This window comes from Enterococcus salsurae, from assembly GCF_054784955.1.
This window is the reverse complement of the sequence record NZ_BAAHWY010000003.1, coordinates 310,660-335,779: the sequence shown is the minus strand read 5'-3', so window position 1 is coordinate 335,779 and position 25,120 is coordinate 310,660. Positions and strand designations below refer to the sequence as shown.

The following is a 25,120-nucleotide window of genomic DNA, read 5'->3' as shown; positions in this document are numbered from 1 at the left end:
TCACTTTTAATGTTTGAAATGACGGACGCCAGTGAAGACCATCGTGATACCATGTTTATCCGCCATTTCAATCGACGCTTGGTCTCTGATACTGCCACCAGGTTGAATGATTGCTTTGATCCCATGTTCAGCTGCATAAGCAACACTATCGTCCATCGGGAAAAAGGCATCACTGGCTAGAACGGCACCTTCAATATTGCCGCTGGCTTCGGCTTGTTCGATCGCAATTTTCACAGAACCCACACGATTCATTTGGCCCGCACCGATCCCTACAGTTTGCTGTTGGTTTGCTAATACGATGGCATTCGATTTGACGTGCTTGACCGCTTTCCAAGCAAACGCCAGCGCCGCTGTTTCCTCGTCAGAAGGGACACGCTGCGTGACCACTTGCCAATCAGCCGCTGTTTCCATCTGATCATCTGGGTCTTGAACCAATAAGCCGCCTAAAACCGAAACGATCTCCGGTTCGTTGGTTGCTTCAGCAAATTCGACTGTCAACAAACGCAAGTTTTTCTTTTTCGCCAACAACGAAAAGGCATCGGCTGCAAAAACTGGAGCGATCACGATTTCTAGAAAGATGCCTGAAAGTTGTTCGGCCGTAGCAAGATCAACTGGACGGTTCAACACAACGATGCCGCCAAAAATCGATACTGGGTCGGCCTCAAAGGCTTTTTGGAAAGCTGCGGCAATCGTATCTGCTGTGCCAATCCCGCAAGGATTCATATGTTTTAGGACCACTGCCACCGGCGCTGTAAATTCTTGGGCGATCCGCAAAGCGGCATCCGCATCTTTGATATTGTTATAGGACAATTCTTTGCCATGAATTTGTTCAGCACTTGCGATGGAGTAGGGTACAGGCAGCGCTGATTGATAGAACAACGCACGCTGATGGCTATTTTCTCCGTAACGCAATGCTTGTTTTAATGTATATGTCTTGGTCAACGTTTCTGGTTGCTCTTCCTGGACAGCACTTGTCAGATAGTCACCGATCAATGCGTCATAAGCGGCTGTATGACGAAAAACTTTGGCTGCTAAACGCTTGCGGGTCATCAGTGTCGTTTCTCCGCTGGCCAACTCTTCTAACACAGTTGTATAATCCGCAGGATCAACGATCACGGTCACTGAGGCAAAGTTTTTGGCTGCTGATCGCAGCATGCTTGGGCCGCCAATATCGATATTCTCAATCGCATCCGCTTCCGTGACACCTTCTTTGCTGATTGTTTCTTTAAAGGGATACAAATTGACCACAACCAAATCGATTGGTTGGATATCATGCGCTGCCATCGCTTCCATGTGACTAGCCAAATCACGGCGCCCCAATACCCCCCCATGGATCAACGGATGCAGTGTTTTGACCCTACCATCCATCATTTCTGGAAAGCCAGTGACCTCTTCGATACCAATCGTTGGCAGGTTGGCAGCTTCTAACGCTGCTTTGGTGCCTCCTGTGGAAATGATGTCAATATCCATGTCATGCAACGCCTGTGCAAAAGCGATGATTCCTTTTTTATCTGATACACTGATCAATGCTCTTTTTTTCAAGATACTACCCCTTTTCAGTCAATTTAGCCAATACAGCTGGATATAATCGATGTTCGATTTGGTGCATTTTTTCAGTTACGGTCGCTAACGTATCGTCTTCTGTGATCCGAATCATCTCCTGCGCGATGATCGGCCCGGTATCTATGCCGGCATCGACATAATGAACGGTAGCTCCTGTGATCTTGACGCCATAAGCAAAGGCATCCGCAAGCCCATTTTTCCCGGGGAAACTAGGCAACAACGATGGATGAATATTGATGATTTTCCCACGATACGCATCCAGCAGTGTTTGGCCGATAATACGCATATAACCCGCCAAGACGATCAACTCAATCTGTTGTTCCTGTATAAGCGCTAAAATATGCGTCTCAAAGGCCACCTTTGACGCATAAGATTTCGGATCAACAAATGCTTGCGGTACTGCGTCTGCAGCTGCTTTAGCTAATACAGGTGCCGCTTCACGATCTGACAACACCAAAGCTAGTTCCACATGGGGCAGTTGTCCTTTTGCCGCAGCTGCTGCGATCGCGCGATAATTGGTGCCCGTCCCGGATGCGAAAACAGCGATTCTCATAGTGCTTCCTCGACGATGCGCACAAGCGGCTGTTCTGCTGTATCCAGCGCCACCACTTGACCGATCACACGTGCCGCTTCTCCTTGTTCTGCAAGCAAGGCAAGAATCAAAGGCGTGTTTTCCGGCGCTGCAGCAATCACCATGCCAATACCCATATTAAAGATCTCATACAATTCATGCTGAGGGATCTTGCCAAGTGACGCAATCAATTCAAAAATCGGTAAAACGTCCCAAGAACCTACCTGAATCTCCGCACCTAGGCCACTTGGCAGCATGCGGGGAATATTTTCAACAAAGCCGCCACCCGTGATATGAGAAAGCCCTGCAGCCAATTGTTGTTGCAAAATTGGTTTCAGCGAATCAACGTATATTTTCGTAGGCTCAAGCAAGACATCGCCTAATTTTTCATCGCCCAACTCAGCAAAAACTTCATCGCCAGTTAGTCCAGCCTGCTCAAAAAGAACTTTTCTGACCAATGAATAGCCGTTGGAGTGGATACCGGAAGATGGCAGACCTATCAAATCATAGCCTGCGTCGATTGATGCGCCAGTTACCAATTGCTGCTTCTCAACGATTCCCACCGCAAAGCCGGCTAAATCGTATTCTTCTGGCGCATACATGCCGGGCATTTCTGCTGTTTCTCCACCAATCAATGCCGCGCCTGCTTGCACACATCCTTCTGCAACCCCTGCAACAATCTGTTCGATTTTGGTTGGATCATTTTTCCCCACGGCGACATAATCCAAAAAATAGATGGGTTCCGCACCTTGCGCCACGATATCATTGACACACATGGCGACACAATCAACACCGATCGTTTGATGCTGATTGCGTTGGATGGCTAGCAACAACTTGGTACCGACGCCATCCGTACCCGAAACCAACACTGGTTCTTTCAATTGATAAGCAGATAGATCGAAACAACCGCCGAACCCGCCTAAGGCCCCCATCACACCCAAACGTTCTGTCCGTTTGACATGCTTTTTGATTCGCTCCACTACTTCATAGCCCGCGTGAACATCTACGCCAGCTTTTGCATATGCGTTTGCCACTGATTTTCCTCCTTGCCTTCTATCCACGTGTCGATCATACCTGTTCCATGCGAGATATACGACGCACGCTTCTTGATTCACCATTCATTTATCTGATTTTCACTTGATAGATGCCAAATAACTTGCTTCATAGTCATACAAAGGTGTCGGATAGTCCCCATTGAAATAGGCCATGCACAACCCTGAGTATGGTGCATCAAAATGCAAACCGATCGCTTCGATCAATCCAGTTTCACTCAAAAAAGCCAAGGAATCAGCTTCAATCTTTTGGCAAATCTCTGTTTCGCTGTATTGTGCAGCGATCAGTTCTTCCCGAGTTTGGATATCGATGCCGTAAAAACAAGGGTATTTTAACGGTGGTGAACCAATCCGGACATGGACTTCTTTTGCACCAGCTTCTTTCAACAGTTGGACGATCCTGCGTATGGTCGTACCGCGAACGATCGAATCATCCACCAGAATCACGCGCTTGCCTTCCACCACTCCTCGAACAGCGGAAAGTTTCATCCGCACGCCTTGTTCCCGCAACTCTTGCGTCGGTTGAATGAATGTCCGCGCAATGTATTGATTTTTTACCAGGCCCAACTCATAGGGAATACCGGAAGCTTCCGCATAGCCGCTGGCAGCGGACAAGGAAGAGTTTGGTACGCCAATCACCATATCCGCCTCAACGGCGGCCTCTTGCGCCAGCAATCGCCCCATATTTTTGCGGGCACGATGGACATTGACACCAGCAATATTCGAATCAGGTCGGGCAAAATAGATAAATTCCATCGCACAGATGGCTGGTTGGACATCATATGTGTACTGTTCGATCTGCACACCTTCATCATTGATGATCACCACTTCACCTGGTCGGACATCACGAATAAAGGAAGCACCAATCACCTCTAAAGCACAAGTTTCTGAAGCAATCACATATGCCCCATTGACCATTTGGCCAATCGATAATGGACGGAAACCATTTGGATCCAATGCTGCGATCATTGAATCTTCTGTGATCAACAAATACGCAAATCCGCCCTTGACCTGATTCAATGCCTCTTTGACCCGATCCATCAAATGTATATGGTTGCTTCGCCGAATCAAATGCATCAGAATCTCGGTATCAGAATTCGAGTGGAAGATCGCGCCATCAGATTCCAATGTTCTTCGCAATGTTTTGGCATTGGTCAGATTGCCGTTATGGGCCAATGCAATCTGCTGATCAAAAAATTTGAACAAAAAAGGTTGAATGTTATCCACACTGCCATTGCCAGCCGTTGCATAACGCACATGCCCGATCGCGGCCTCCCCCGTCAAACGATCCAATATACGCTCATCCGAGAACACCTCAGCCAATAAGCCAAGATCACGATGCCCAGATAGCTGCCCTTGGTGATTGGCTACGATCCCGGCACCTTCTTGACCACGGTGCTGCAAACTATGCAAGCCGAAGTAAGTCACTCTAGCCGCGTCGGGATGACCCCAAACACCAAACACGCCGCATTCTTCATTTAAGCTTCTTACTTCATAAGACATGGTATTGCATCCTCCCATTTGGCTTTCGCCTCTTTCACAGGCACGATCACAGTGTCATCTTGCATCCGAAATATCATGTCACCAGTCGTCGTCACTTGACCAACGTGTCGAGCAATGTTTCCTGCCAGCGCTTCAAAAGCTGCTTGGTTTTCTTTCGCTACTGATACAACAAATCGTGATTGCGTTTCGGCAAACAACCAGGTTGCCGGCATATCGAATGCTACCTCAAATCCAAATTCACCATCGAAAGCGGCTTCCGCTAATGCAACTGCCAACCCGCCTTCTGCACAATCATGGGCACTATTGATGACACCCGCTTGAATCCCTCTTAATACACAGTCTTGATGTTTCTTTTCAATTGATAAGTCAAACGCCATTAACTTTCCAGCAATATCATGGGTCAATAATTTTTGGACCTCACTGCCATTAAAATCAGGCTGCGTCTCACCGATCACATAAATCAGGTCTTCAGCCTGTTTGAATGCTTGGGTAGTGATATGCGCCAAGTCTTCGATCAAACCAACCATACCAATCACAGGTGTCGGATAAACAGACTGCCCGTTTGTTTCGTTATACAATGACACATTTCCAGAAATCACTGGCGTCCCCAATGCAGTACACGCAGCTGAGATACCATCCGCTGCTGTCGCCAACTCCCAAAATCCTTCCGGTTTATCTGGAGAGCCAAAGTTCAGACAATCAGTGATTGCTAAGGGTTTACCCCCTGATGCAACAATATTTCTGGCCGCCTCCGCAACGGCGATCTGACCACCAACCTCAGGGTCAAGATAAAGATAACGTGAGTTACAATCCGTGGTCATCGCCAACGCTTTGTTGGTCCCTTTGATCCGAACCACGGCTGCATCACTCCCGGGACCAACCACAGTATTGGTACGCACTTGCGAATCATACGTTTCAAAAATGCTGCGTTTTGACGCGATCGTCGGTTGCTGCAGCAACTGTAATAACAATGCATCGGCAGAAACCGCTTCGGGTTCAAAGTTAGCCATCCCATGGAAGCGAGCGATCCGCTCAGGTTCTGCCATGTCTTTATAATAAGTGGGCGCATCTTCCGCTAAGGCATCAACAGGCAGGTTAGCCACTTCAACACCTTGATGGAACAGCCGGTAATTGCCATCATCAGTCACTTCACCAATGACTACGGCATCTAATTCGTATTGTAAAAACAAGGCTTCCACTTCAGCTTCATGGCCTTTTTTGACACAGATCAACATCCGCTCTTGTGATTCAGACAACATCATTTCATAGGGCGTCATATTGGTCTCCCGCTGCGGCACATCGTCCAGGTACAATATCAAACCAGAACCAGCCTTTGAAGCCATCTCGGCACTGGAAGATACCAGTCCAGCAGCCCCCATATCCTGGATGCCGACAAGAATCTCTGCATGGTCCACGATCAACGCCAAACACGCCTCCAATAACAGCTTTTCCATGAAAGGATCGCCAACTTGGACAGCTGACCGCTGCTGCTCTTCACCTTCTACAAATTCCTCGGAAGCAAAGGTTGCCCCATGGATGCCATCGCGTCCTGTTTTCGCGCCAACATACATGATCGTATTGCCTACGCCTTTGGCCTGTCCTTTTTGGATGTCTTTATGGTCGATAATCCCTACGCACATTGCATTGACCAACGGATTGCCTTCATAACAAGAATCAAAAGCGACTTCTCCGCCGACAGTTGGAATCCCTATACAGTTGCCGTACCCGCTAATGCCTGCCACGACTTCTTCCAATAAGTACTTCGTCCGTTGGTTGTCTAATTCGCCAAAGCGCAATGAATCTAAAATGGCGATCGGACGGGCACCCATACTGAAAATATCACGAATAATGCCGCCAACACCGGTTGCTGCCCCTTCATAGGGTTCGACAGCTGAAGGGTGATTATGGCTTTCCGCTTTGAAAACGACAGCCAAATCATCGCCAATATCAACGATACCTGCGCCTTCTCCCGGGCCTTGCAGCACTTGCGGTCCAGTAGTAGGGAATTTTTTCAAGACAGGTTTCGAGTTTTTATAGGAACAATGTTCGCTCCACATAACTGAAAACAACCCCGTTTCCGTATAGTTAGGTAAGCGCCCTAGAATATCTTCACTGATCATCCGGTATTCTTCTTTGGTCAATCCCCATTGTTCATACAGTTTGGTTTCTTTGATGGCTTGGGGTGTAGGTTCATTCGACAATAATTTATCCATTCACTGGCACCTTCCCAAAGTTTTTTAAGATCGAGGCAAAGAATCGCTTGCCATCGTCAGAACCTAGCAGCGATTCCACCGCGCGTTCCGGATGCGGCATCATGCCTAAGACATTACCCGCACGATTGCAAATACCCGCAATATTGTGGATACTGCCATTCACATTTTCCGTATAACGAAACACGATTTGCTGATTGGCCGCCAATTCGGCATATGTTTCTTCATCACAATAATAATTGCCTTCGCCATGGGCCACAGGGATCGTGATCACCTCGTCAGCCGTATATTCAGAGGTAAACGCCGTTTGATTGTTGACGGTCAATTGGACAGGTTTGCTGATAAAATGCAGTGACTCATTTCGTTGCAGTACACCAGGGAGCAAACCGGCTTCTGTCAAAATCTGAAATCCATTACAAGTACCGAAGACCGGCTTGCCTTCTTCTGCGAAACGAATCACTTCAGACATGATTGCCGAAAAACGAGCAATTGCCCCACAACGCAAATAGTCACCATAAGAAAATCCACCAGGCAATAAGACACCGTCAAATCCTGCCAAACTATCGGCATCATGACGAACATATTCCGCTTCTGCCCCCATGATATCTTTGATTGCCCACATCAAATCGACATCACAGTTTGATCCTGGAAAGACGATAACCGCAAATTTCATACACTGACTTCCTCCAACCATGAGATTTCATACCGATACGTTTCCATATTGACATTTGCCAAAAGTTTGTCGCAGATAGCTTCGATTTCTTGTTGGACATCTGTCTCTGTTTTTCCTGCTGCAGCTGCTACCTTGATTTCAAAATATTTACCGATACGGATCGACGCAACATCTTGATAGCCCAAACGATGAACAGCGCCTTTTACGGCTTCTCCTTGGGGATCTAAAACAGAATCTTTATATGTCACATAGACTTTGACTAAATACATGATGAAAACTCCTTTTCTAATCGATTGTATACTTCTTGATACACAGGCAAGATATCGCCTAGATCGCGACGATAAATATCTTTATCCAAATGATCATTGGTTGCAGCGTCCCACAAACGGCAGGTATCCGGTGATATTTCATCAGCCAAAAGTAATCCCCCTTGCGCTGTTTTGCCAATTTCGATCTTAAAATCGATCAAACGAATGTCGATTTGTGCAAAAATCTTTTGCAAAGTTTCATTGACCTGCAAAGCCAAATCCCGCATTCCTTCACGTTCTTCCACTGTTGCTACGCCTAGATAAGCCATATGATCATCATTGATAAATGGATCATCTAGTGCATCGTCTTTGTAATAGAACTCCACGATCGGTCGAGGCAAAGGTGTGCCTTCTTCGATCCCCAATCGTTTTGAAAAACTCCCAGCCGCGACATTCCGCACAACGACTTCTAAAGGAATCATCTCCACCATTTCGATCAATTGTTCGTGTTTAGATAACTTTTTGATAAAATGACTATGAATGCCTTCCTTGGCCAACAATTGAAAAAGATAGCTGGTGATTTGATTGTTCAACGCACCTTTCCCTTGGATCGCATCTTTTTTTTGACCATTTAGGGCTGTTGCTTGGTCGAGATATTCCACTCTTAATTCGTTTGAATCAGGTTTTTTAAATAGTTTTTTCGCTTTCCCTTCGTAAAGAAGCACTTCCTTTTCCATACGCCACCTCGTTTAAGCTTTCAGATTCACACAGCAATGACACTTCTGTTGATTGATTCTATTCTAGCAACCACGCAAGAGGTGGTCAACGAATATATGGACGTTTTACAGATGTTTTTCTACGAACGTTCGTATTTAACGAAATAGAAAAAACGTGAAAAATACCAGATATCCAACGCTAACAACTGGCTTTTCCCATGAAGCGTTTACATCTGGTTTTTTTCATGCTATCATTAGGTCGAGCAAGGACTATTCGAGGAGGCGTACATCTATGTGGTCGCTGAAGGAACGAGCCGATCATTTTTTGGCCCATTTGACAGATAAAGAAAGAGTGGCACTTCATAATGAATTGTTGGCTGTGAATCAAATCGTTGCACTAAATCAACAAACGAGCTTCTATGCTTTTGGCCTTTTGAAAAAAGACAGTCGTCCCCATTATCTTGAAGAACGAAAACGAGTATTGCAATACTGCAACGGGGTGAATGAAGAATTGATCATCCATCAGATCCATCGCCAGCATTTGTTTAAGCATACCTACTGTTTTCGTGTCTACTTTGACTTAGTGGAAATGGATGCATCTTTTATCGATATTTTACTGGAGCGCCTGCACAACGTACAGTCTGTCCAATCATGGACACCTAAATTTGCCTAAGTTGAAGAAAAGCTTGGCCACACAAAAATCAAAAGGTAAAGCACGGATATTTTCGTGCTTTTTTTGTTATACTAGATATACTAAAGGTAGTGTAAAGAAAGGACAGAACGATGCTATTTACAAAAGAACATTTTACGATTTTTACGATCGACACACTTGAAGAACGCATGGCGCAGATCCGCGCCCAGATCCAACCCATTTTCCAACAAATCGGCGATGCGGCACTTCCTTTATTCGAGGAACAGTGCCACGCCCCCTTTTATCTCCACATTGCCCAACACCGACGTCGAACTGTCTATCCACCCGCGGAAACATGGGCTGGAATCGGACCAAACAAACGTGGGTATAAAATGGATGCCCATTTTCAAATCGGTATCAATGCTGACTATGTCTTTGTCTGGTTGAGCGTGATCGATCAACCGAAAAATCAGCAAGAGATCGCTACTTCTTGGTTGGAGGCCCCCGATTTATTTTCGTCATTGCCTGCAGATTTTGTGATTTCCCCAGACCATACAAAATACGATGTTGTCCCCCTTAGCGAGTGGTCAACAACCCTGTTGCGGTTAAAAACAGTCAAAAAAAGTGAGTGTCAGATTGGGAAAATCTTTCCGAAAGCACAAATCGAAGACGCTACCCTGCCAGAAATTTTAGCTGTCTATGAAGCATTATTGCCTTTATACTTGCAACGATCTGGTATCAATGAAATGGAGAAGATTGAATCATGAATGAATCGCGAAGAAACAAAGCCGTTGGCATTTCCAAACGCAAATGGCTATGGCTGCTCCTCCCCCTTATGATCCTCTTGATCGGCAGCAGCTTCTATGGCTATCAAACGTACAAGACGAATCAACACTTGGCGGCAGCAAAAAAAACTTTGACCACATTCGTCAAAGCATTGAATGAAAATGATTTTGATGCATTACCTCAATTGATGACTGAAAATAGCTTGACGGACAATGCGTACGACAACGCGCAATTGGTTGAAAAATACCAAGCAATCTATACTGGCATCGGCGCCGAGAATTATACCGCCGATGACCTGACAGTTACAAAAAGCAATGACAGTCAGACCTATGACTTTAGCTACACTGCTTCAATGTCGACTTCTTTAGGCGAGCTGACAGCATTGACCTATAAAGGTACGATTAGCGTAGATGGTACGGATGCACTGATTGAATGGTCACCTGAAATGATCTTCCCTTCCATGAGCGGACAAGATAAAGTGAGTATAACTGTTGATACCGCCACGCGTGGCGAGATCCTTGACCGCAACAATCAACCATTAGCTGAAAATGGCACCTTGTATCAGTTAGGGATCATTCCCGGAGAATTAGGTACAGGTGATGAAAAAACTGCCAACATCAAGGCGATTGCAGAACAATTCAATATAACTGAAGAAACGATCAACACGGCACTATCACAATCATGGGTCCAAGACGACTATTTCGTTCCTTTGAGCATCGTTGACAATACAGCGGATCTGCCTACTGGCGCCTCGATCCAAGAGACAACCGGCAGGCGTTATCCCCTTGGAGAAGCCGCGGCGCAATTGATTGGCTACTTGGGAAATGTGACCGCTGAAGATATTGAAAACAATCCTTCACTGTCCAGCAATAGCCAGATTGGCCGTGCTGGTTTGGAAGCCGCTTACGATGACACATTACGGGGCGAAAACGGTGGCCAAATCACGATCACCGATGAAGAAGGCACAGAAAAAGAAGTATTGTTAGCAAAAGACCGCCAAGATGGCGCGGACATCCAACTAACCATCGATCAAGAAGCGCAGCAAATCGCTTTTGATGCATTAGATGGCCAAGCTGGTGCAACTGTTGTTACTGAACCTAAGAGCGGTGATTTATTGGTATTGGCCAGCTCTCCTAGTTACGACCCGAATTTGATGACCAATGGTATTTCTCAAGAAGCCTACGATGCGTATGAAAATGACGAAAAACTGCCATTCATTAGTCGTTTCACTACGGCATACGCCCCCGGTTCCACTTTTAAAACCATCACAGCTGCTATCGGTCTAGAAAACAGCACCATTGATCCTGAACAATCTATGGATATTTCTGGTCTTAAATGGCAAAAAGACAGCTCTTGGGGCGATTACTATGTCACTCGAGTCACAGATGTGGCTTCTGTCAACTTGCAGCAAGCATTGGTTTATTCTGACAATATTTATATGGCACAGCAAACCTTAGCTATGGGAGAAGATGCTTTTCGTGAAGGCTTGTCTTCCTTGATTTTCGGCGAAGATTTAGACTTGCCTTTTTCTATGAACGCAGCCCAAATCTCTAATGAGGATACCTTCAATTCTGAGATTTTGTTGGCCGATACAGGCTATGGTCAAGGTGAACTATTGATGAATCCGATCCAACAAGCGACGACCTATTCCGTTTTTGCCAATCAAGGAAAGCTTGTTTATCCCAAATTGCTATTAGACGCTGAAACAAAAGACAAAGAAGCCTTCAAGTCGGACACGATTGCACAGATCAACGATGACTTGCAGGCCGTGGTTTCGGACGCCAATGGGACTGCACATACGTTGGCCAGCTTAGGTATTCCGTTAGCTGCCAAAACCGGTACTGCTGAAATCAAAGATACGCAAGATGAGCAAGGGCAGGAAAATAGCTTCCTCTTTGCTTTCGACAGCGAAGACCAAGGCTATCTCCTCTTATCAATGTTAGATGACCGAGAAGAAGGCCAATCAGCAACTAAATTGGCCCCTGATCTATTGACTTATTTGGCTGGGAAATACTAAAGTACTTCACTCGATTTATTACTTAAAGAAAAAAAGCTTAGATTATCAAATAAGATAATCTAGGCTTTTGCTTTATTCCCCTAATCCCACACGCGCAAAAATCGTATCTACCTGTTTCAAATGATGACGATAATCAAAGGCATCATCAAGATCCTCTGATGATAAAATCGACATGATTTGTTGATCTGCTTCTAGTAAGGGTCTAAAATCCGTTTGCTCGTCCCAGGCTTCTGCCGTTTTAGGTTGGACCAAATCATAGGCTTCTTCTCGGGTCAAGCCATGATCGATCAATTTCAGCAACACACGTTGACTATAGATCAAACCGAACGTCGCGTTCATATTGCGTTTCATATTGTTGGGGAAGACAGTCAAGTTTTTGACGATATTGCCAAAACGATGCAGCATATAATCGAGCAGAATCGTTGTATCCGGCACGATGATCCGCTCTGCAGAAGAGTGCGAAATATCTCTTTCATGCCACAAAGATACATTTTCATACGCCGTCAGCATATGGCCTCTCACCACGCGGGCCAAACCAGCCATATTTTCTGAACCGATTGGATTGCGTTTGTGAGGCATCGCTGAAGAGCCTTTTTGGCCTTTGGCAAAAAATTCTTCTACTTCGCGGGTCTCAGATTTTTGTAAGCCGCGAATCTCTGTGGCAAATTTTTCGATACTTGTCGCAATCAATGCCATAGCAGAAAAATATTCTGCATGAAGATCCCTTGGCAAGACTTGGGTGGAGATATCTTGTGGCCGAATCCCTAACTTTTCGCAGACATAGGTTTCTACAAACGGCGGGATATTGGCAAATGTCCCAACTGCACCGCTGATTTTACCAGCTTCGACGCCAGCAGCAGCTCGCTCAAAACGATCCACGTTGCGTTTCATTTCTGAATACCATAAAGCAAGTTTTAGACCAAATGTAGTCGGCTCTGCATGGACACCATGGGTTCTGCCCATCATGACTGTATCTTTATACTCTTTGGCTTTGTTGCCCAATATCTCAACAAAACGCGCAAGATCTTCGCGAATCAGATCATTGGCTTGTTTCATTAAATACCCATAAGCAGTATCCACGACATCCGTTGACGTCAATCCATAATGGACCCACTTGCTTTCAGCACCTAAAGATTCTGAAACTGCACGGGTAAAGGCCACGACATCATGTCTGGTTTGGGCTTCAATCTCCAAGATTCGATCAATGTCAAATGTCGCTTTCTCACGAATCAAAGCGACATCTTCCTTAGGGATCTCCCCCAATTCGGCCCAAGCCTCATCCGCTAAGATTTCAACCTCAAGCCACGCTTTATAACGATTTTGATCTGTCCAGATCGCACCCATTTCTGGTCTTGTATAACGCTCTAACATGTCATTTCTCCTTTAATCCCAAATATTGGTTTGATATATTTCTTCCGATAAGCCGGCAATGTCATCTGACAAAATGGTGATATGTCCCATTTTGCGTCCTTTTTTGGCTTCTTCTTTGCCATAATAATGAAATTGCCAATCGGGTTTGACTGCAATCAAATCATACGTATCGGTCAAGACTTCTCCCAGCACATTGACCATCAATGCTGGTGACAATAAGTCGACGTCTGGCAATGGCCAACTGCAAATACCGCGAATATGGGCATCAAATTGACTCATGGAACATGCCTCGATCGTATAGTGACCAGAATTATGCGGTCTTGGTGCCAATTCATTCACATATAGACCGCCACTTTTAGTCAAGAACATTTCAATCGCCAATACGCCTTGGAGATCCAATGCTTTGGCAATAATATGCGCAATTCGTTTGGCTTCTTCGGCAACCTCAGGATCAATATTTGCTGGTGCGATCGTTTGATGCAAAATATTATTGCGATGGATATTTTCGACAACGGGAAATGTGGTAAATGTTTCACCGTTGCCCGCTACTAAGATCGATAATTCTTTTTCGAATGGGATCCAGGCCTCCAACTCGCAGGTCCCTTCTCGCAACAGATTCATTGAAGGCGCTAGATCTGCAGTACTGTACAAGACATATTGGCCTTTGCCATCATAGCCGCCACGGGTGGTTTTCAACACACAAGGATAGCCAATGCTTTCGATCGCATCTTGGATATCGGTTGGGCTGATGATCGTCGCGTAAGGTGCGATCACGATATTGTTGGCTTCTAAGAAGGACTTTTCTAGTAAACGGTCTTGGGTGATGGCTAACAGATCCGTACCTTGCGGAATGCTGGCATACGGCAAAATCGAGTTCAGCGCTTCAACACTCACATTTTCAAATTCATAGGTGATCACATCTGCACGGCGTGCCATCTCTTCTAAGGCAAAGACATCATCATAGGCAGCGACGATGTGCCAGTCTGCGACTTGTGCAGTGGGACAATTGGCTGCAGGGTCTAAAACACCTACACGAAAGCCCATTTTTTTGGCACTCATCGCCATCATCCGGCCTAATTGACCGCCTCCGACAATGCCGATCGTGCGATTAGGCATTAATGGTTTCATCAAGTTGATCACTACTTTCCATTACGATTTCTTTAAGTTTATTTCTTCGCGCGTCTAATTTCTCCGCTATCTTTAAATCATACATGGAAAGCATCTGTCCTGCAAGTAGTCCTGCATTAGAAGCCCCTGCTTTTCCGATGGCAGTGGTCGCTACGGGCACACCCGCCGGCATTTGAACGATCGATAACAAAGAATCCAAGCCATTCAGTGCTTTGGACTGAACAGGTACACCAATCACTGGTAATGTCGTTTTGGCCGCGACCATCCCTGGCAAATGAGCCGCTCCGCCAGCCCCTGCAATGATCACTTTCAAGCCATTTTCCCTGGCTTCTTCAGCAAAAGAAAACATCAAATCTGGTGTTCGATGTGCAGACACCACTTTTTTCAAATAGGGAATCTCCAACTCATCTAAGATAGCACAGCTTGCTTGCATCGTTTCCCAATCCGATGTACTACCCATGATCACAGCAACTAAAGGTTTCATTCTATCTCCTCCAAGGATCGATTTCATCTTATTCGGGTCCATCTGACTACTTCAGGTTGACCCTGACGATCATTTGACAATCGCATGTCACTTACATTCTAAATACTAGCAACCGACTGCGAAAAAGTCAAAATTTTTTCGAACTATTTTATAGATAAAATCTCTAATGTTCGTTTTAAACTGATACTTATGCACAGGTCGTGGGATAAAAATAGTTTAAATCGAACTTTTTACGAAAAATAAAAAAAAACCAGAAGACCATTGTTGATCCCAACAATAGGTACATCTGGTTTTTTTGACTGCACATATCCAATGTGCTATATGTCTTTCGTTTCTTCAACAGCAAAAGCCAGTTCGCTTTCTTTTGACGCTTTTGGCAGACCGTTAAAGACTAAATTCAGTACGATGGCTGTCAAACTACTCATGACAATCCCATTTCCAGTGAACATTTGCACTGTTTCAGGCATTTGACTGAATAATGTAGGCATCGTATTGAAACCTAAGCCAAAGCCGATCGACACGGCGATGATCAGCAGATTTTTTTCATTGGCAAAATCGACTTTACTCAACATTTTCATTCCTTGCACAGCCACCATCCCAAACATTACCAACATCCCACCGCCTAAAACAGCTTCAGGAATAATTTGTGCAATCGCACCAATTTTAGGAAACAAGCCCAAAATAATCAAAAAGAGTGCTGAAAAGAAAATCGGTTTCCGTGTTTTGATACCTGATAATTGAACCAGGCCGACATTTTGAGAGAAACCTGTATAAGGGAACGTATTAAAAATCCCACCTAAGATAACCGCCAAACCTTCTGCCCTATAGCCTCGTTTCAGATCATCCCCTGTGATGGGTTTTTCTGTGATATCCCCTAATGCAAAATAGACACCCGTTGATTCTACTAAGCTCACGATTGAAATAATGATCATCAAGACAATCGACCAAATATCAAACGTTGGTTTGCCAAAATAAAACGGTTGGGGCAAATGGAAAATTGGCGCGTGACTGATTGCCGACAAATCAACTAGCCCGAGGAACGCTGCCAAAATCGTTCCGCCTACAAGGCCCACCAACACGGCAATCGAACGCAAAAATCCTCTGCCTAAAACTTGGACACCGATGATCAATGCAATGGTCACGAAACCAATCAGCAAATTGGTGCTGCTGCCAAAATCAGTGGCTGCAGCATCGCCACCGCCGATTTTCGTGATGGCGACGGGAATCAGCGTCAGTCCGATAACAGTGATCACAGTGCCAGTCACTAATGGGGGGAACAAAACTTTGATTTTCGAAAACACCCCAGCGATCAGCACAATAAAGATGCCTGCTGCGATCACTGCGCCATAGATGGCAGAGATGCCTGATTTGGTACCGATCAAAATCAGAGGAGAAACCGCTTGGATCGCACAGCCCAATACAACTGGCAAGCCAATCCCAAAAAAGCGGGTCACTACTAATTGCAGCAAAGTTGCCACGCCACACATAAAGATATCGATCGAAATCAAGTAGGTCATTTGGCTTTCATTGAAGCCCAAACCTGTGCCGATCAATAAAGGGACAGCTACTGCGCCTGCGTACATCGCTAGCAAATGCTGCAAACCAAGGACAGCTGCCCGACTATTGGTTTCTTTCATTTTAAGCATCTCCTTCTAAAAAGGCTGCTTCTCCATTTGTCAAAGAGGCAATGCGTGCCAATGACACCACTGGAATACCCATATCCTCCAACAACGCACGGCCGGATTGGAAAGATTTTTCGATCACGATCCCAATACCAACAACTGTTGCACCAGCTTGTTGACAGAGTTCAATCAACCCTTTGGCTGCTTGGCCATTGGCTAAAAAGTCGTCAATGATCAAGACTGTATCATCTTGGGACAAAAATTTCTTTGAAATCGATACTTGGCTCGTGACTTGCTTGGTAAAAGAATACACAGAAGCTGTCAAAAGTTCTTCATCCATAGTCAAGCTTTTGGCTTTTCTAGCAAAAATCATCGGTACTGCTAAGGCTTCTGCCGTATACAATGCCGGTGCGATCCCAGATGCTTCGATCGTGACAACTTTCGTGATGCCTTTGTCTTTAAACACGTCTGCGAATGTATGCCCAATCTCTTTCATCAATTGCGGATCAACTTGGTGGGTCAAGAAAGCATCTACTTTCAACACACCTTCATCCAGTACATTTCCTTGTTCTTTGATTCGTTCAACCAATTTTTCCATCCTAGCGTTCGTTCCTTTCTATTCTATCCTGAAAAAAAAGACACTTCTTTTGCAAAAGCAAAAAAAGTGTCTTCAGGCACGATTTTTACTTATAGTCCAATATTTAAGGTATTGGGTAGAGACTGTCGACCATATTTCGACGATATACAAGTAATTTTTTATGATAAAATCGATTATGCCTTGATTTGATTAAAATAGCAAGTTCAGAAACCCCGAAAAAAAATAAGATTATTCTCATTTATTGTTCAGGTTTTTCCATATCACGGTAGTGATCCATTTTCTTACTGAACAACTCGCCATTTGAAGGCGGCGTATAGGTAATGGCATTGGCGCCAGCTTCGATCGTTTCCAAAATACTTTCTTCTGTGGGTCCGCCCGTTGCAATGATAGGCAGTTTGGGATATTTTTTACGGAAGAAAGCGACTGTTTCTGCTGTATCTTTCCCCGCACTGATATTGATAACTTTGACACCGGCTTCGAGTTTGGCGTCGATTTCCGTATATTTGCTGGTCACAGTGCTGATGACAGGGATGTCCACCACCTTGCAAACTTGCTCGACTGTCTTTAAAGGCGTCGGGCCATTGAGTACCACACCGATCGAACCTTGCGCTTCCGCAAACATGCTCATATAAGAAGAGCGAAACCCTTGGGTCAACCCACCCCCTACGCCAGAAAAAACTGGAATATCTGCGGCTTCAATGATGGCCTTCGTAATCGCTGGATGAGGCGTAAATGGATAGACTGCAATCACTGCATCCGCATTGGTATTGCGAATGATCGCAATGTCAGTAGTAAAAATTATGGAACGAATTTGTTTACCGAAGATTTGAATGCCACTGGCTTCTCGGATCACCTTTGGTACTTTTACGATATCTTTGCGTAGATCCGTCGTGATTTTTGGCATAAATTTTTCTTCCATAGCCAACCAACTCTCTTTATCATTTATTGGTCAAAACGATCCAATTGATAGGTTTCGATCACAGAAATAATCTTGGCGGCATAATCTGGATCCGTCGCATATCCTGCATCTTGCAGTGCCTGTGCAGCAGTCTGATAATCAGTTGCTGTCAATACATGCTCGTAAAGCGCCGGATTCCAATCAACACCATTCACAAATAGCATGGTGTGGTCATCCATTGACTCTTCCCATGAATCATAGACCCGGAAATCACCTTGGATCGTTACCCATTCTCCATTATAAAACTCTTGGGTATCTAATGTCACTTTTTTTGAATGGCCAAATGACTTAATTCCAAACAAATTATGGTATTCACTTGCTAATGTACTTTTGCCCCAATCCGATTCCAAGATAGCCTGTCCCAAAATAATGCTGGGCAAGATGCCATACCCCTTTTGCAATTCTTCAGCATGGGGTGCCAAATAATCAATGAATGCTTGCTGCGTCATTTCGGCAGCATTTTCTTGGTCGTTTTTTGGTACTGGGTCAGCCAAGCTATTCAATGAGAAAATAAAGGCGATCCCAATCAGGATAACGCCTAAAAAGACCAAAGGAAAACGGCTATTCTTTTTCTTTTTTCTTGCCATTAACGATTACCGCTCCTTTACTTGGTCAATAAATTCTTCAAACGTCAATTGATTCTCTTCTATATAAGTGGCTGCTGCTACACCTACATAGCGTAAATGCCATGGTTCATAATCAATCTGTGTGATGTCATATTTACCTTCTGGGTAACGCACGATAAAGCCATATTCACGGGCATGGGCTTGAATCCATTTTCCCCCATCAGTGTCTCCAAATCGATGATCTAAGACATCCGTCGTATGGTCTTGATACCATGCTTGATCCACGACATCGATCGCCAAACCTGTATGATGTTCGCTATACCCTGGTTCAGTAAATGTCAATTTCGTTGTTTTTTCGGCAGCCTCTTTTGACTCTCCACGAGCCATCAACGTATCAACATTGGCATCAAAGATTTTCCTTTGATAGGCCACTGATCGATAAGCTGAGACCATCACCAATGGATAACCTGCTTTCTTAGCCGCTGCTGCCAAGTCATCATAAGCAGATACGATTCGCTTGTCAACCAAATAACCGTTACTTAGTTTTGATAACCCTGATTGTGAGATTTCTTGATCAATTTTATACTTTGGTCCAACTAAAACCATCGACCAATCATCCAAGGAAACATTTGGAAAATCATCGGTTTGACTCTCGCTTGTCCCCTCTGTGCTTTGTGTAGTTGTTTGTATCGTGGATTGTGTTGTAGATTGTGCTGCAGACGTGCTTGTTTGATTTTCTTCACGACTGTTTTGTGCAGACGCCGCCTCGTTCATCACAGCACCTTTGCCGATTTCTACCGACAAACATACCAGTACGAAAAAGGACGTAGCTGCCATAATACCATAATACTTTTTCAAATAGATCCTACCTTTAATGATAAGTTTCTTCTAAATTTTCTTTCACCCAAGTCAACAGTTCAACTTTGTCATTTTTGATTTGTTGTTGCACGAATGCGGGTAGGCGAAAATTCAGAATATCGTCATAACCCCATTCATCATACGTAATACTCACCCGTAAATCAAGGTATTGGACGATTTCTTCAGATTGTGTTAATATTTCTACCTTTGCTAAATCGCTGCCAAGCCATTTTCGGGCAATCTGCGTCTTCATTTTTTTAAACTCTTGCACACCCAAATGGCGTTTTTCTGGATAAATGACTGTTTGACGAACCAATTTTTGAATCAGCATCCACTCATAATCAGAAAATAATAATTTGACTTTTTGATTCTCAGCAGGCGACAAACTGACTTTCCCAGCCTTCCATGCTTCCCATTGTGAAGCGTCGATCCCAAGTTGTTGTTCATAGAATTGGTTTTCAGATACGTATTGTTCAATGATCGTGTTTAAAATAATGGCAATTGATACGTGATGCATACTTATCCCCTCCTATATCTATTTTACTGAAAGCCGCAGGGAAAAGAAACTTTTTGCCTTGCTTTTTGATTATTTTAAACATTCACAGAAGTTTGCTATACTATAAAATGAAGGAGATGATCATCTATGAAAACATACCGTTGGGGCATGATTGGGTTAGGCGATATCGCGCATCAATTTGCCGCAGGATTCCAAAGTCCACACAGTGAATTGTATGGCGTCAGTGCCCGTAATTTGCAAAAAGTTGAAAAATTTGCTGAGCAATATAAGGTGCCAAAGGCTTACGCTACAACCGAGGATCTTTTGGCTGATCCTGCGATCGATATTGTATACATCGCGGTGCCAAATGATCTGCACCATGAATTTATTATGCAATCTTTGATAGCAGGCAAACACGTACTGTGTGAAAAAGCCATCACGACAAATGCTGATGAATTGGCTGAAGAGTTGGCCTTGGCTAAAGAAAAGGGCTTGATCTTGGAAGAAGCCATGACGATTTTCAATATGCCTTTGTATGCAGCCCTGAAAGAACAAATCAATGCAGGGCGACTTGGCAAGTTGAAAATGATCCAAGCACCTTTTGGCAGCTACAAAGATCCAGATCCAACCAATCGATTCTTCAACCCTGATCTAGGCGGAGGTGCCCTTTTAGACATCGGTACGTACGCTGTATCCTTCGCCAGATTTTTTATGAGCGAAGCACCGGAAGTTATTTTTAGCGATATGAAACCATTTTCCACCGGTGTTGATGAACAGTCTGTCACGATTCTGCGCAATCCAGCGGATGAAATGGCCAATGTCACACTGACCTTTCAAGCGAAAATGCCTAAAACAGGGATCGTTGCCTTTGAAGAAGGCTACATCACCGTGGACGAATACCCCCGCGCCGATTTAGCCATGATCCATTTTCGGAATGGGCAAACAGAGACGATCGCTGTTGGCGATACCAATCAAGCGTTGAATTATGAAATCGAGAATATGCTCAAAACGATTGAAGGAACGTCTGAAGGTTCCATCCACCTAACGACAGACGTGATCGAAGTCCTTGATCAAATGCAAGCTTTTTGGGCGCAACAATAAACAATCCCCCCTGCATCTTGCCGGGGGGATTTTTTTTTAGACTGAACGCTTATGATTTGGAGACGAATGGATTTGTTCTGAAAAATCAGCCTTCACTTCAATAAAACTTTTAAAGGTCTGTAAAAACTGAAACAATTGGGCGCGATTTTCGAATTCACTGCGTGTTTGCGGCAATGGTTTTTGCCGATAATCTGCATGGAGTGCCTCTATTTTTGCCAAAATCAACTGCCCATCATTGTTTTCATGGAATGTGTCTGCTGTATAGCGCAACACGGATTGTAACGTGATCGAATAGGACTCTTCTACTTGTATATGTTGCAAGATCTCCGTCATATCCATCAACAGTCGGGCCTGTGTTTGCCGCATCGTAAAGTACGCTTCATAGTAGCCCGTGGAGGAAACCCATTGGTTTTCTTGATGTATTTTTGCTTGATACTGTCCTTCTTTGATTTGATCAAACAAGCGGACACACTGACTGGGCAATACGTCGGTGCCCGTCATAAACGATTGCGCCAAATCTTTTAAAAGACTTTTAAACGTCTGTTCTACAGCTAACTGGGCTTCGTGCAGTTTCTCTTCTCCATTCGGCATATAAAGATTAAATAGCAAGGCAAAGCCAATCCCGATGATCATCAGTAAAAAAGCATTGCCAATCAGCGGCAGTGCAAAGGTGCCTTCCATCATATAATGCGTGACCAAAACAGAATTGACCACGATACCATCTGTGAGTCCGAAGTAAACAGCCACTGGAATGAACAAGAATAGAAACAAGACAAAACCGACTGGGCCATAGCCTAAGAGATGAAAACTGATGAAAGCCAGCGCGGTGGCGATCGCCAAAGAAATCAAGCGGCCAACAGCGGTAAATAATGATGTTTTTTTCGTATTGCCAACACTCAAAACTGCAATAATACCGGCTGCCGGTGCATAGAGCAAGCCTAGACTTTGCGCTAGGTACATTGACAATCCGGCTGCGATTGCTGTTTTAGTGGTTCTTAAACCAATTTTCATTTTATCACCTCCAAAAAAGTATACTAAACATCAAGGGATAAGACTAGAATTTCTATCAACCTTTGGTTATGATAAGGTAAAGGAGGAATCACCATCATGAAATTAGGGCGATTTCGCTTAGGGATGAGAACGATCAAAACAGCGATCGCTGTGATGCTCTGTATTCTTTTGTTTCATTTTTTGGATCGCGGTCAGCCATTGATCGCAGCTTTATCTGCTGTGTTTTCATTGCGTCAAGATTTGACCACAACTTTGTCATTCGGCCGTTCTCGAATATTAGGCAATTCGATCGGCGGTGGTACTGCTATCTTTTATTTTTTGACCAAGCAATATTTCCATCATGATTTTTTGATCGAGCTCTTGGTTTTGCCAGCATTGGTGATGTTCATCATTGTTTTATCCGACGGTATCAATAATAATTCCGGCATTATTTCGGGGATCGCCACGATGTTGTTGATCACACTAAGTGTGCCACAGGGAGAGTCGATCATCTTTGCACTAGATCGGGTACTGGATACATTTATTGGTACCTTGATTGCTTTAATGATCAATTTTGTGATTCGTCCACCAGAGATTGAGAAAGAAGAAGAAATCATTGAGGATCTGGCTGTCTTGAAACAAAAAGAAGCCGATCTGCAAGCAATGCTCCACGATCTTCAGGGCGCAATCTCAGAACAAGAAAAAGACAAGCAGTAACTTGCCGCTATACGTGAAGCGCCCAAAGGAACTAGTGGCTCCTTTGGGCGCTTTTTTTTCGTTGATTGACTACTGATTCAAATGGTCTGCGATCTCTCTTTGGGTTTGTACCCATAACGCTTGTGCTTGTTGTGTTTTATTGGGTATATCTAGTGCTGTGATCTGCCGATCTACAAAATATTGGCCCGAGATCGCCGCTACTTCTGGGCTGGTCGCCAAGTACACAGCCGTATCGGCTCCTTGTGCCGGTGTTTTGAAAAATGGTGTCAACACTTTATAAACTGCCTTGCCAAAACCAGTTTTGCGACTGACACCTAAGCTGGTTGCGACTGCACCTGGATGCAGCGCATTTACCGTGATGTCCGTATTACGCAACTGGTCTGCGAAAGCTTCTGCCATTAAGATCATCGCTTTCTTTGAACGACCATATTCTCGCCATGGCAAAAACCCCGCCACATCAAAAAAGGCCTGGTCCTGATCTGGAACGAATTGATATGCACCAGAAGCCACGATGACGATCCTCCCATGATCTGCCCGTTTGAGTAACGGCAGCAGCAAACGGGTCAACTCATAGTGGCCGACATAGTTGACCCCCATCATTTTTTCAAAACCATCTTTGGTGCTTTCTTTTTTTAATGTGACAACACCTGCATTGTCGATCAAGACATCGATTTTATCAAACCGACGCCGCATCTCCGCTGCCGAGTGTTGGACGCTCTCTAGAGAACCTAGATCACCAATCACCAAATCGATTGCGTGATTTCCAGTACTTTCTTGTAATGCTTTTTGCGCAGCCGCCCCTCTTTCTTGCGAACGGCAGTACATAATAACATGGGCACCCTCTCTGGCCAATGCTTCCGCTGTTGCATAGCCCATGCCAGCGTTGGCACCCGTCACTACGATCGTCTTCATAAACAGCACCTCCTCTTCAGTAGTATAGCAAGCCCTAGCAAGATCTGCGAATCATAAGAATGAAAACCCTAGTTTAATAGTTTCCAAATAGGCATCTTCAACTGACATTGATCAATAAAAAAACGGCCAGGCAATACGCCTGACCGCTGTTTGTGCTTGATCCAAATAGGTGCAGATTATGCTTCGTATCGGCACACACCATCTAAATAAGTTGCTTCCACGTTCATTTCTGCATCCAAAATGATAAAATCAGCTGCTCGACCTGCTTTGATCATGCCGCATACATCATCTATTTTGCAACTGATCGCTGGAACCAACGTCGCCATCATGATCGCTTCTTGCGGCGTAGCAATCCCCCAGTCAACGACATTCTTGATGGCTTCTTTCAATTTCAAAATACTGCCGGCCAAGTTGCCTTCTGCCAAACGTGCTGTACCGTCTTTCACGACGACAGGGAATTCACCTAAGACATAATCGCCGTCTGGCATACCGCCAGCCATCATACAATCTGTGATCAATGCCACATGATCATGTCCAGCTTTCTCCATCAAGATTTCGGCTGCTTGTGGATGCACATGGTGCCCATCACAAATCAACTCAGAAAAGACTTGATCCAATGACAATAACGCACCGACCATGCCTGGTTCACGGTGGTTCAACCCGCGCATGCCATTAAAGGCATGTACAAAAACACTCGCTCCTGCTTCAACAGCAGCTTGGGCTTCTGCCAAAGTCCCATTGCTATGGCCTAGGGCAACCACCACACCTTCTTCCGTCACAGTAGATACAAACTCACTGACACCTTGACGCTCAGGTGCTAAGGCGATTTTTTTGATGATGCCGCCTGACGCCTCTTGCCACTCGTGAAATGTATCTAAGTCTGGATCGCCAAAGTAAATCGGGTTTTGTGCCCCTTTATGTTCTTCGGTGAAGAAAGGTCCTTCAAAATAAATCCCTTGGATTTTGGCACCGTTGACATCGTCTTTGACTTGACCAATCGTTTCCGCAACATCCCGCAAGCGTGCTTTGCTTGACGTTAATGTAGTTGGTAAAAATGAAGTCACGCCGCATGACAGTAACCCTTCTGACATCGCTTTGATTCCTTGGGCATCATTGTCCATGACATCATGATTCATGTAGCCATGGATATGTGTGTCTACCAGACCAGGTGCTACCCATTTGCCAGAATAATCGACTACATCTGCGTTTGTTGGGGCTTTTTCAAGAATCGCACCAAACTTTCCATCTTTGATTTCTAAATAACCGGGTCCATGCACTGCCGATTTCAAAAAGAATTTATCCGCATATATATATTGATTCATCTAGATCGCTCCTTCTTTCTTTCTCCT

Annotated in this window: 25 protein-coding genes and 1 riboswitch; of the genes, 5 read left to right on the top strand and 20 right to left on the bottom strand. The window is 44.6% G+C overall.

Translation table 11 applies throughout. From position 1 onward, the window contains the following. Positions 1-6 precede the first annotated feature (6 nt). The 8 genes from purH to purC form a co-directional block, all read right to left on the bottom strand. Positions 7-1,542 (bottom strand): bifunctional phosphoribosylaminoimidazolecarboxamide formyltransferase/IMP cyclohydrolase, encoded by a 1,536-nt coding sequence (gene purH / locus ACYVRS_RS09780; protein WP_461203257.1) that lies wholly within the window; start codon positions 1,540-1,542, stop codon positions 7-9. 4 nt (positions 1,543-1,546) lie between these two features. After that, positions 1,547-2,116 (bottom strand): phosphoribosylglycinamide formyltransferase, encoded by a 570-nt coding sequence (gene purN / locus ACYVRS_RS09775; RefSeq protein ID WP_461203256.1) that lies wholly within the window; start codon positions 2,114-2,116, stop codon positions 1,547-1,549. Then, positions 2,113-3,168, bottom strand: a complete 1,056-nt coding sequence (gene purM, locus ACYVRS_RS09770) for a phosphoribosylformylglycinamidine cyclo-ligase (RefSeq protein WP_313538528.1) — start codon at positions 3,166-3,168, stop codon at positions 2,113-2,115. The genes purN and purM overlap by 4 nt, the downstream gene beginning before the upstream one ends. 99 nt (positions 3,169-3,267) lie before the next feature. Further along, positions 3,268-4,689 (bottom strand): amidophosphoribosyltransferase, encoded by a 1,422-nt coding sequence (gene purF / locus ACYVRS_RS09765; protein WP_313538530.1) that lies wholly within the window; start codon positions 4,687-4,689, stop codon positions 3,268-3,270. Then, a complete protein-coding gene (gene purL, locus ACYVRS_RS09760) occupies positions 4,674-6,902 on the bottom strand; it encodes a phosphoribosylformylglycinamidine synthase subunit PurL (protein ID WP_461203255.1) in 2,229 nt (742 codons plus the stop codon). The genes purF and purL overlap by 16 nt, the downstream gene beginning before the upstream one ends. Further along, positions 6,895-7,572 (bottom strand): phosphoribosylformylglycinamidine synthase subunit PurQ, encoded by a 678-nt coding sequence (gene purQ, locus ACYVRS_RS09755; RefSeq protein ID WP_054116765.1) that lies wholly within the window; start codon positions 7,570-7,572, stop codon positions 6,895-6,897. The genes purL and purQ overlap by 8 nt, the downstream gene beginning before the upstream one ends. Continuing rightward, entirely contained in the window at positions 7,569-7,841 is a 273-nt protein-coding gene (gene purS / locus ACYVRS_RS09750; RefSeq protein WP_054116764.1) for a phosphoribosylformylglycinamidine synthase subunit PurS, read from the bottom strand. Before purS ends, purQ begins: the two co-directional genes overlap by 4 nt. Then, positions 7,832-8,557, bottom strand: coding sequence for a phosphoribosylaminoimidazolesuccinocarboxamide synthase (purC, locus tag ACYVRS_RS09745; RefSeq protein ID WP_313538536.1), 726 nt, complete (start codon positions 8,555-8,557; stop codon positions 7,832-7,834). The genes purS and purC overlap by 10 nt, the downstream gene beginning before the upstream one ends. A gap of 271 nt (positions 8,558-8,828) precedes the next feature. Between purC and ACYVRS_RS09740 the strand changes: the two genes are divergently transcribed. The 3 genes from ACYVRS_RS09740 (at position 8,829) to pbp4 (ending at position 11,970) form a co-directional block, all read left to right on the top strand. Further along, a complete protein-coding gene (locus ACYVRS_RS09740) occupies positions 8,829-9,209 on the top strand; it encodes a hypothetical protein (RefSeq protein ID WP_054116762.1) in 381 nt (126 codons plus the stop codon). Between the two features lie 110 nt (positions 9,210-9,319). Beyond that, positions 9,320-9,934, top strand: a complete 615-nt coding sequence (locus ACYVRS_RS09735) for a DUF1054 domain-containing protein (RefSeq protein ID WP_313538538.1) — start codon at positions 9,320-9,322, stop codon at positions 9,932-9,934. Next, the gene (gene pbp4 / locus ACYVRS_RS09730) at positions 9,931-11,970 is read left to right on the top strand and encodes a penicillin-binding protein PBP4(5) (RefSeq protein ID WP_461203254.1); all 2,040 of its coding nucleotides are present in this window, start codon (positions 9,931-9,933) and stop codon (positions 11,968-11,970) included. The genes ACYVRS_RS09735 and pbp4 overlap by 4 nt, the downstream gene beginning before the upstream one ends. Positions 11,971-12,042: 72 nt before the next feature. Here pbp4 and purB read toward each other — a convergent pair whose 3' ends face one another. The 9 genes from purB to ACYVRS_RS09685 all read right to left on the bottom strand — a co-directional run bounded on the left by purB (position 12,043) and on the right by ACYVRS_RS09685 (position 20,072). Beyond that, positions 12,043-13,341 (bottom strand): adenylosuccinate lyase, encoded by a 1,299-nt coding sequence (gene purB / locus ACYVRS_RS09725; RefSeq protein WP_461203253.1) that lies wholly within the window; start codon positions 13,339-13,341, stop codon positions 12,043-12,045. Positions 13,342-13,353: 12 nt separating this feature from the next. Beyond that, the gene (gene purK / locus ACYVRS_RS09720; RefSeq protein ID WP_312541461.1) at positions 13,354-14,481 is read right to left on the bottom strand and encodes a 5-(carboxyamino)imidazole ribonucleotide synthase; all 1,128 of its coding nucleotides are present in this window, start codon (positions 14,479-14,481) and stop codon (positions 13,354-13,356) included. Continuing rightward, positions 14,450-14,953 carry a 5-(carboxyamino)imidazole ribonucleotide mutase gene (gene purE, locus ACYVRS_RS09715; protein ID WP_461198592.1) on the bottom strand — a complete coding sequence of 168 codons (504 nt, stop codon included), beginning with the start codon at positions 14,951-14,953 and terminating at the stop codon, positions 14,450-14,452. Before purE ends, purK begins: the two co-directional genes overlap by 32 nt. Positions 14,954-15,270: 317 nt before the next feature. After that, complete coding sequence (locus ACYVRS_RS09710) at positions 15,271-16,590, bottom strand: nucleobase:cation symporter-2 family protein (RefSeq protein ID WP_461203252.1); 1,320 nt, start codon at positions 16,588-16,590, stop codon at positions 15,271-15,273. A 1-nt stretch (position 16,591) separates the two neighbouring features. Further along, complete coding sequence (locus ACYVRS_RS09705) at positions 16,592-17,173, bottom strand: xanthine phosphoribosyltransferase (RefSeq protein WP_461203251.1); 582 nt, start codon at positions 17,171-17,173, stop codon at positions 16,592-16,594. 72 nt (positions 17,174-17,245) lie between these two features. Further along, a riboswitch (purine riboswitch) is annotated at positions 17,246-17,343 on the bottom strand. A gap of 68 nt (positions 17,344-17,411) precedes the next feature. Further along, on the bottom strand, positions 17,412-18,092 hold the full coding sequence (locus tag ACYVRS_RS09700) for a beta/alpha barrel domain-containing protein (protein ID WP_054116753.1): 681 nt from the start codon (positions 18,090-18,092) through the stop codon (positions 17,412-17,414). Between the two features lie 23 nt (positions 18,093-18,115). Then, positions 18,116-18,718, bottom strand: a complete 603-nt coding sequence (locus tag ACYVRS_RS09695) for a glycoside hydrolase family 73 protein (protein WP_054116752.1) — start codon at positions 18,716-18,718, stop codon at positions 18,116-18,118. A gap of 6 nt (positions 18,719-18,724) precedes the next feature. Then, positions 18,725-19,555, bottom strand: a complete 831-nt coding sequence (locus ACYVRS_RS09690; RefSeq protein WP_313540104.1) for a M15 family metallopeptidase — start codon at positions 19,553-19,555, stop codon at positions 18,725-18,727. Positions 19,556-19,568: 13 nt separating this feature from the next. Beyond that, positions 19,569-20,072, bottom strand: a complete 504-nt coding sequence (locus tag ACYVRS_RS09685) for a hypothetical protein (RefSeq protein WP_054116750.1) — start codon at positions 20,070-20,072, stop codon at positions 19,569-19,571. A 126-nt stretch (positions 20,073-20,198) separates the two neighbouring features. Here ACYVRS_RS09685 and ACYVRS_RS09680 point away from each other — a divergent pair, with 126 nt between their 5' ends. Beyond that, positions 20,199-21,152 carry a Gfo/Idh/MocA family protein gene (locus ACYVRS_RS09680; RefSeq protein ID WP_313540100.1) on the top strand — a complete coding sequence of 318 codons (954 nt, stop codon included), beginning with the start codon at positions 20,199-20,201 and terminating at the stop codon, positions 21,150-21,152. Positions 21,153-21,188: 36 nt separating this feature from the next. Here ACYVRS_RS09680 and ACYVRS_RS09675 read toward each other — a convergent pair whose 3' ends face one another. Then, complete coding sequence (locus ACYVRS_RS09675; RefSeq protein WP_461203250.1) at positions 21,189-22,163, bottom strand: aromatic acid exporter family protein; 975 nt, start codon at positions 22,161-22,163, stop codon at positions 21,189-21,191. A 96-nt stretch (positions 22,164-22,259) separates the two neighbouring features. Here ACYVRS_RS09675 and ACYVRS_RS09670 point away from each other — a divergent pair, with 96 nt between their 5' ends. Further along, a complete protein-coding gene (locus tag ACYVRS_RS09670) occupies positions 22,260-22,859 on the top strand; it encodes an FUSC family protein (RefSeq protein WP_313540094.1) in 600 nt (199 codons plus the stop codon). Positions 22,860-22,928: 69 nt separating this feature from the next. Here ACYVRS_RS09670 and ACYVRS_RS09665 read toward each other — a convergent pair whose 3' ends face one another. Both ACYVRS_RS09665 and nagA read right to left on the bottom strand, forming a co-directional pair. After that, the gene (locus tag ACYVRS_RS09665; protein ID WP_313540091.1) at positions 22,929-23,771 is read right to left on the bottom strand and encodes an SDR family oxidoreductase; all 843 of its coding nucleotides are present in this window, start codon (positions 23,769-23,771) and stop codon (positions 22,929-22,931) included. 176 nt (positions 23,772-23,947) lie between these two features. Then, positions 23,948-25,093, bottom strand: a complete 1,146-nt coding sequence (gene nagA, locus ACYVRS_RS09660; RefSeq protein ID WP_461203249.1) for an N-acetylglucosamine-6-phosphate deacetylase — start codon at positions 25,091-25,093, stop codon at positions 23,948-23,950. Between the last annotated feature and the right edge of the window lie 27 nt (positions 25,094-25,120).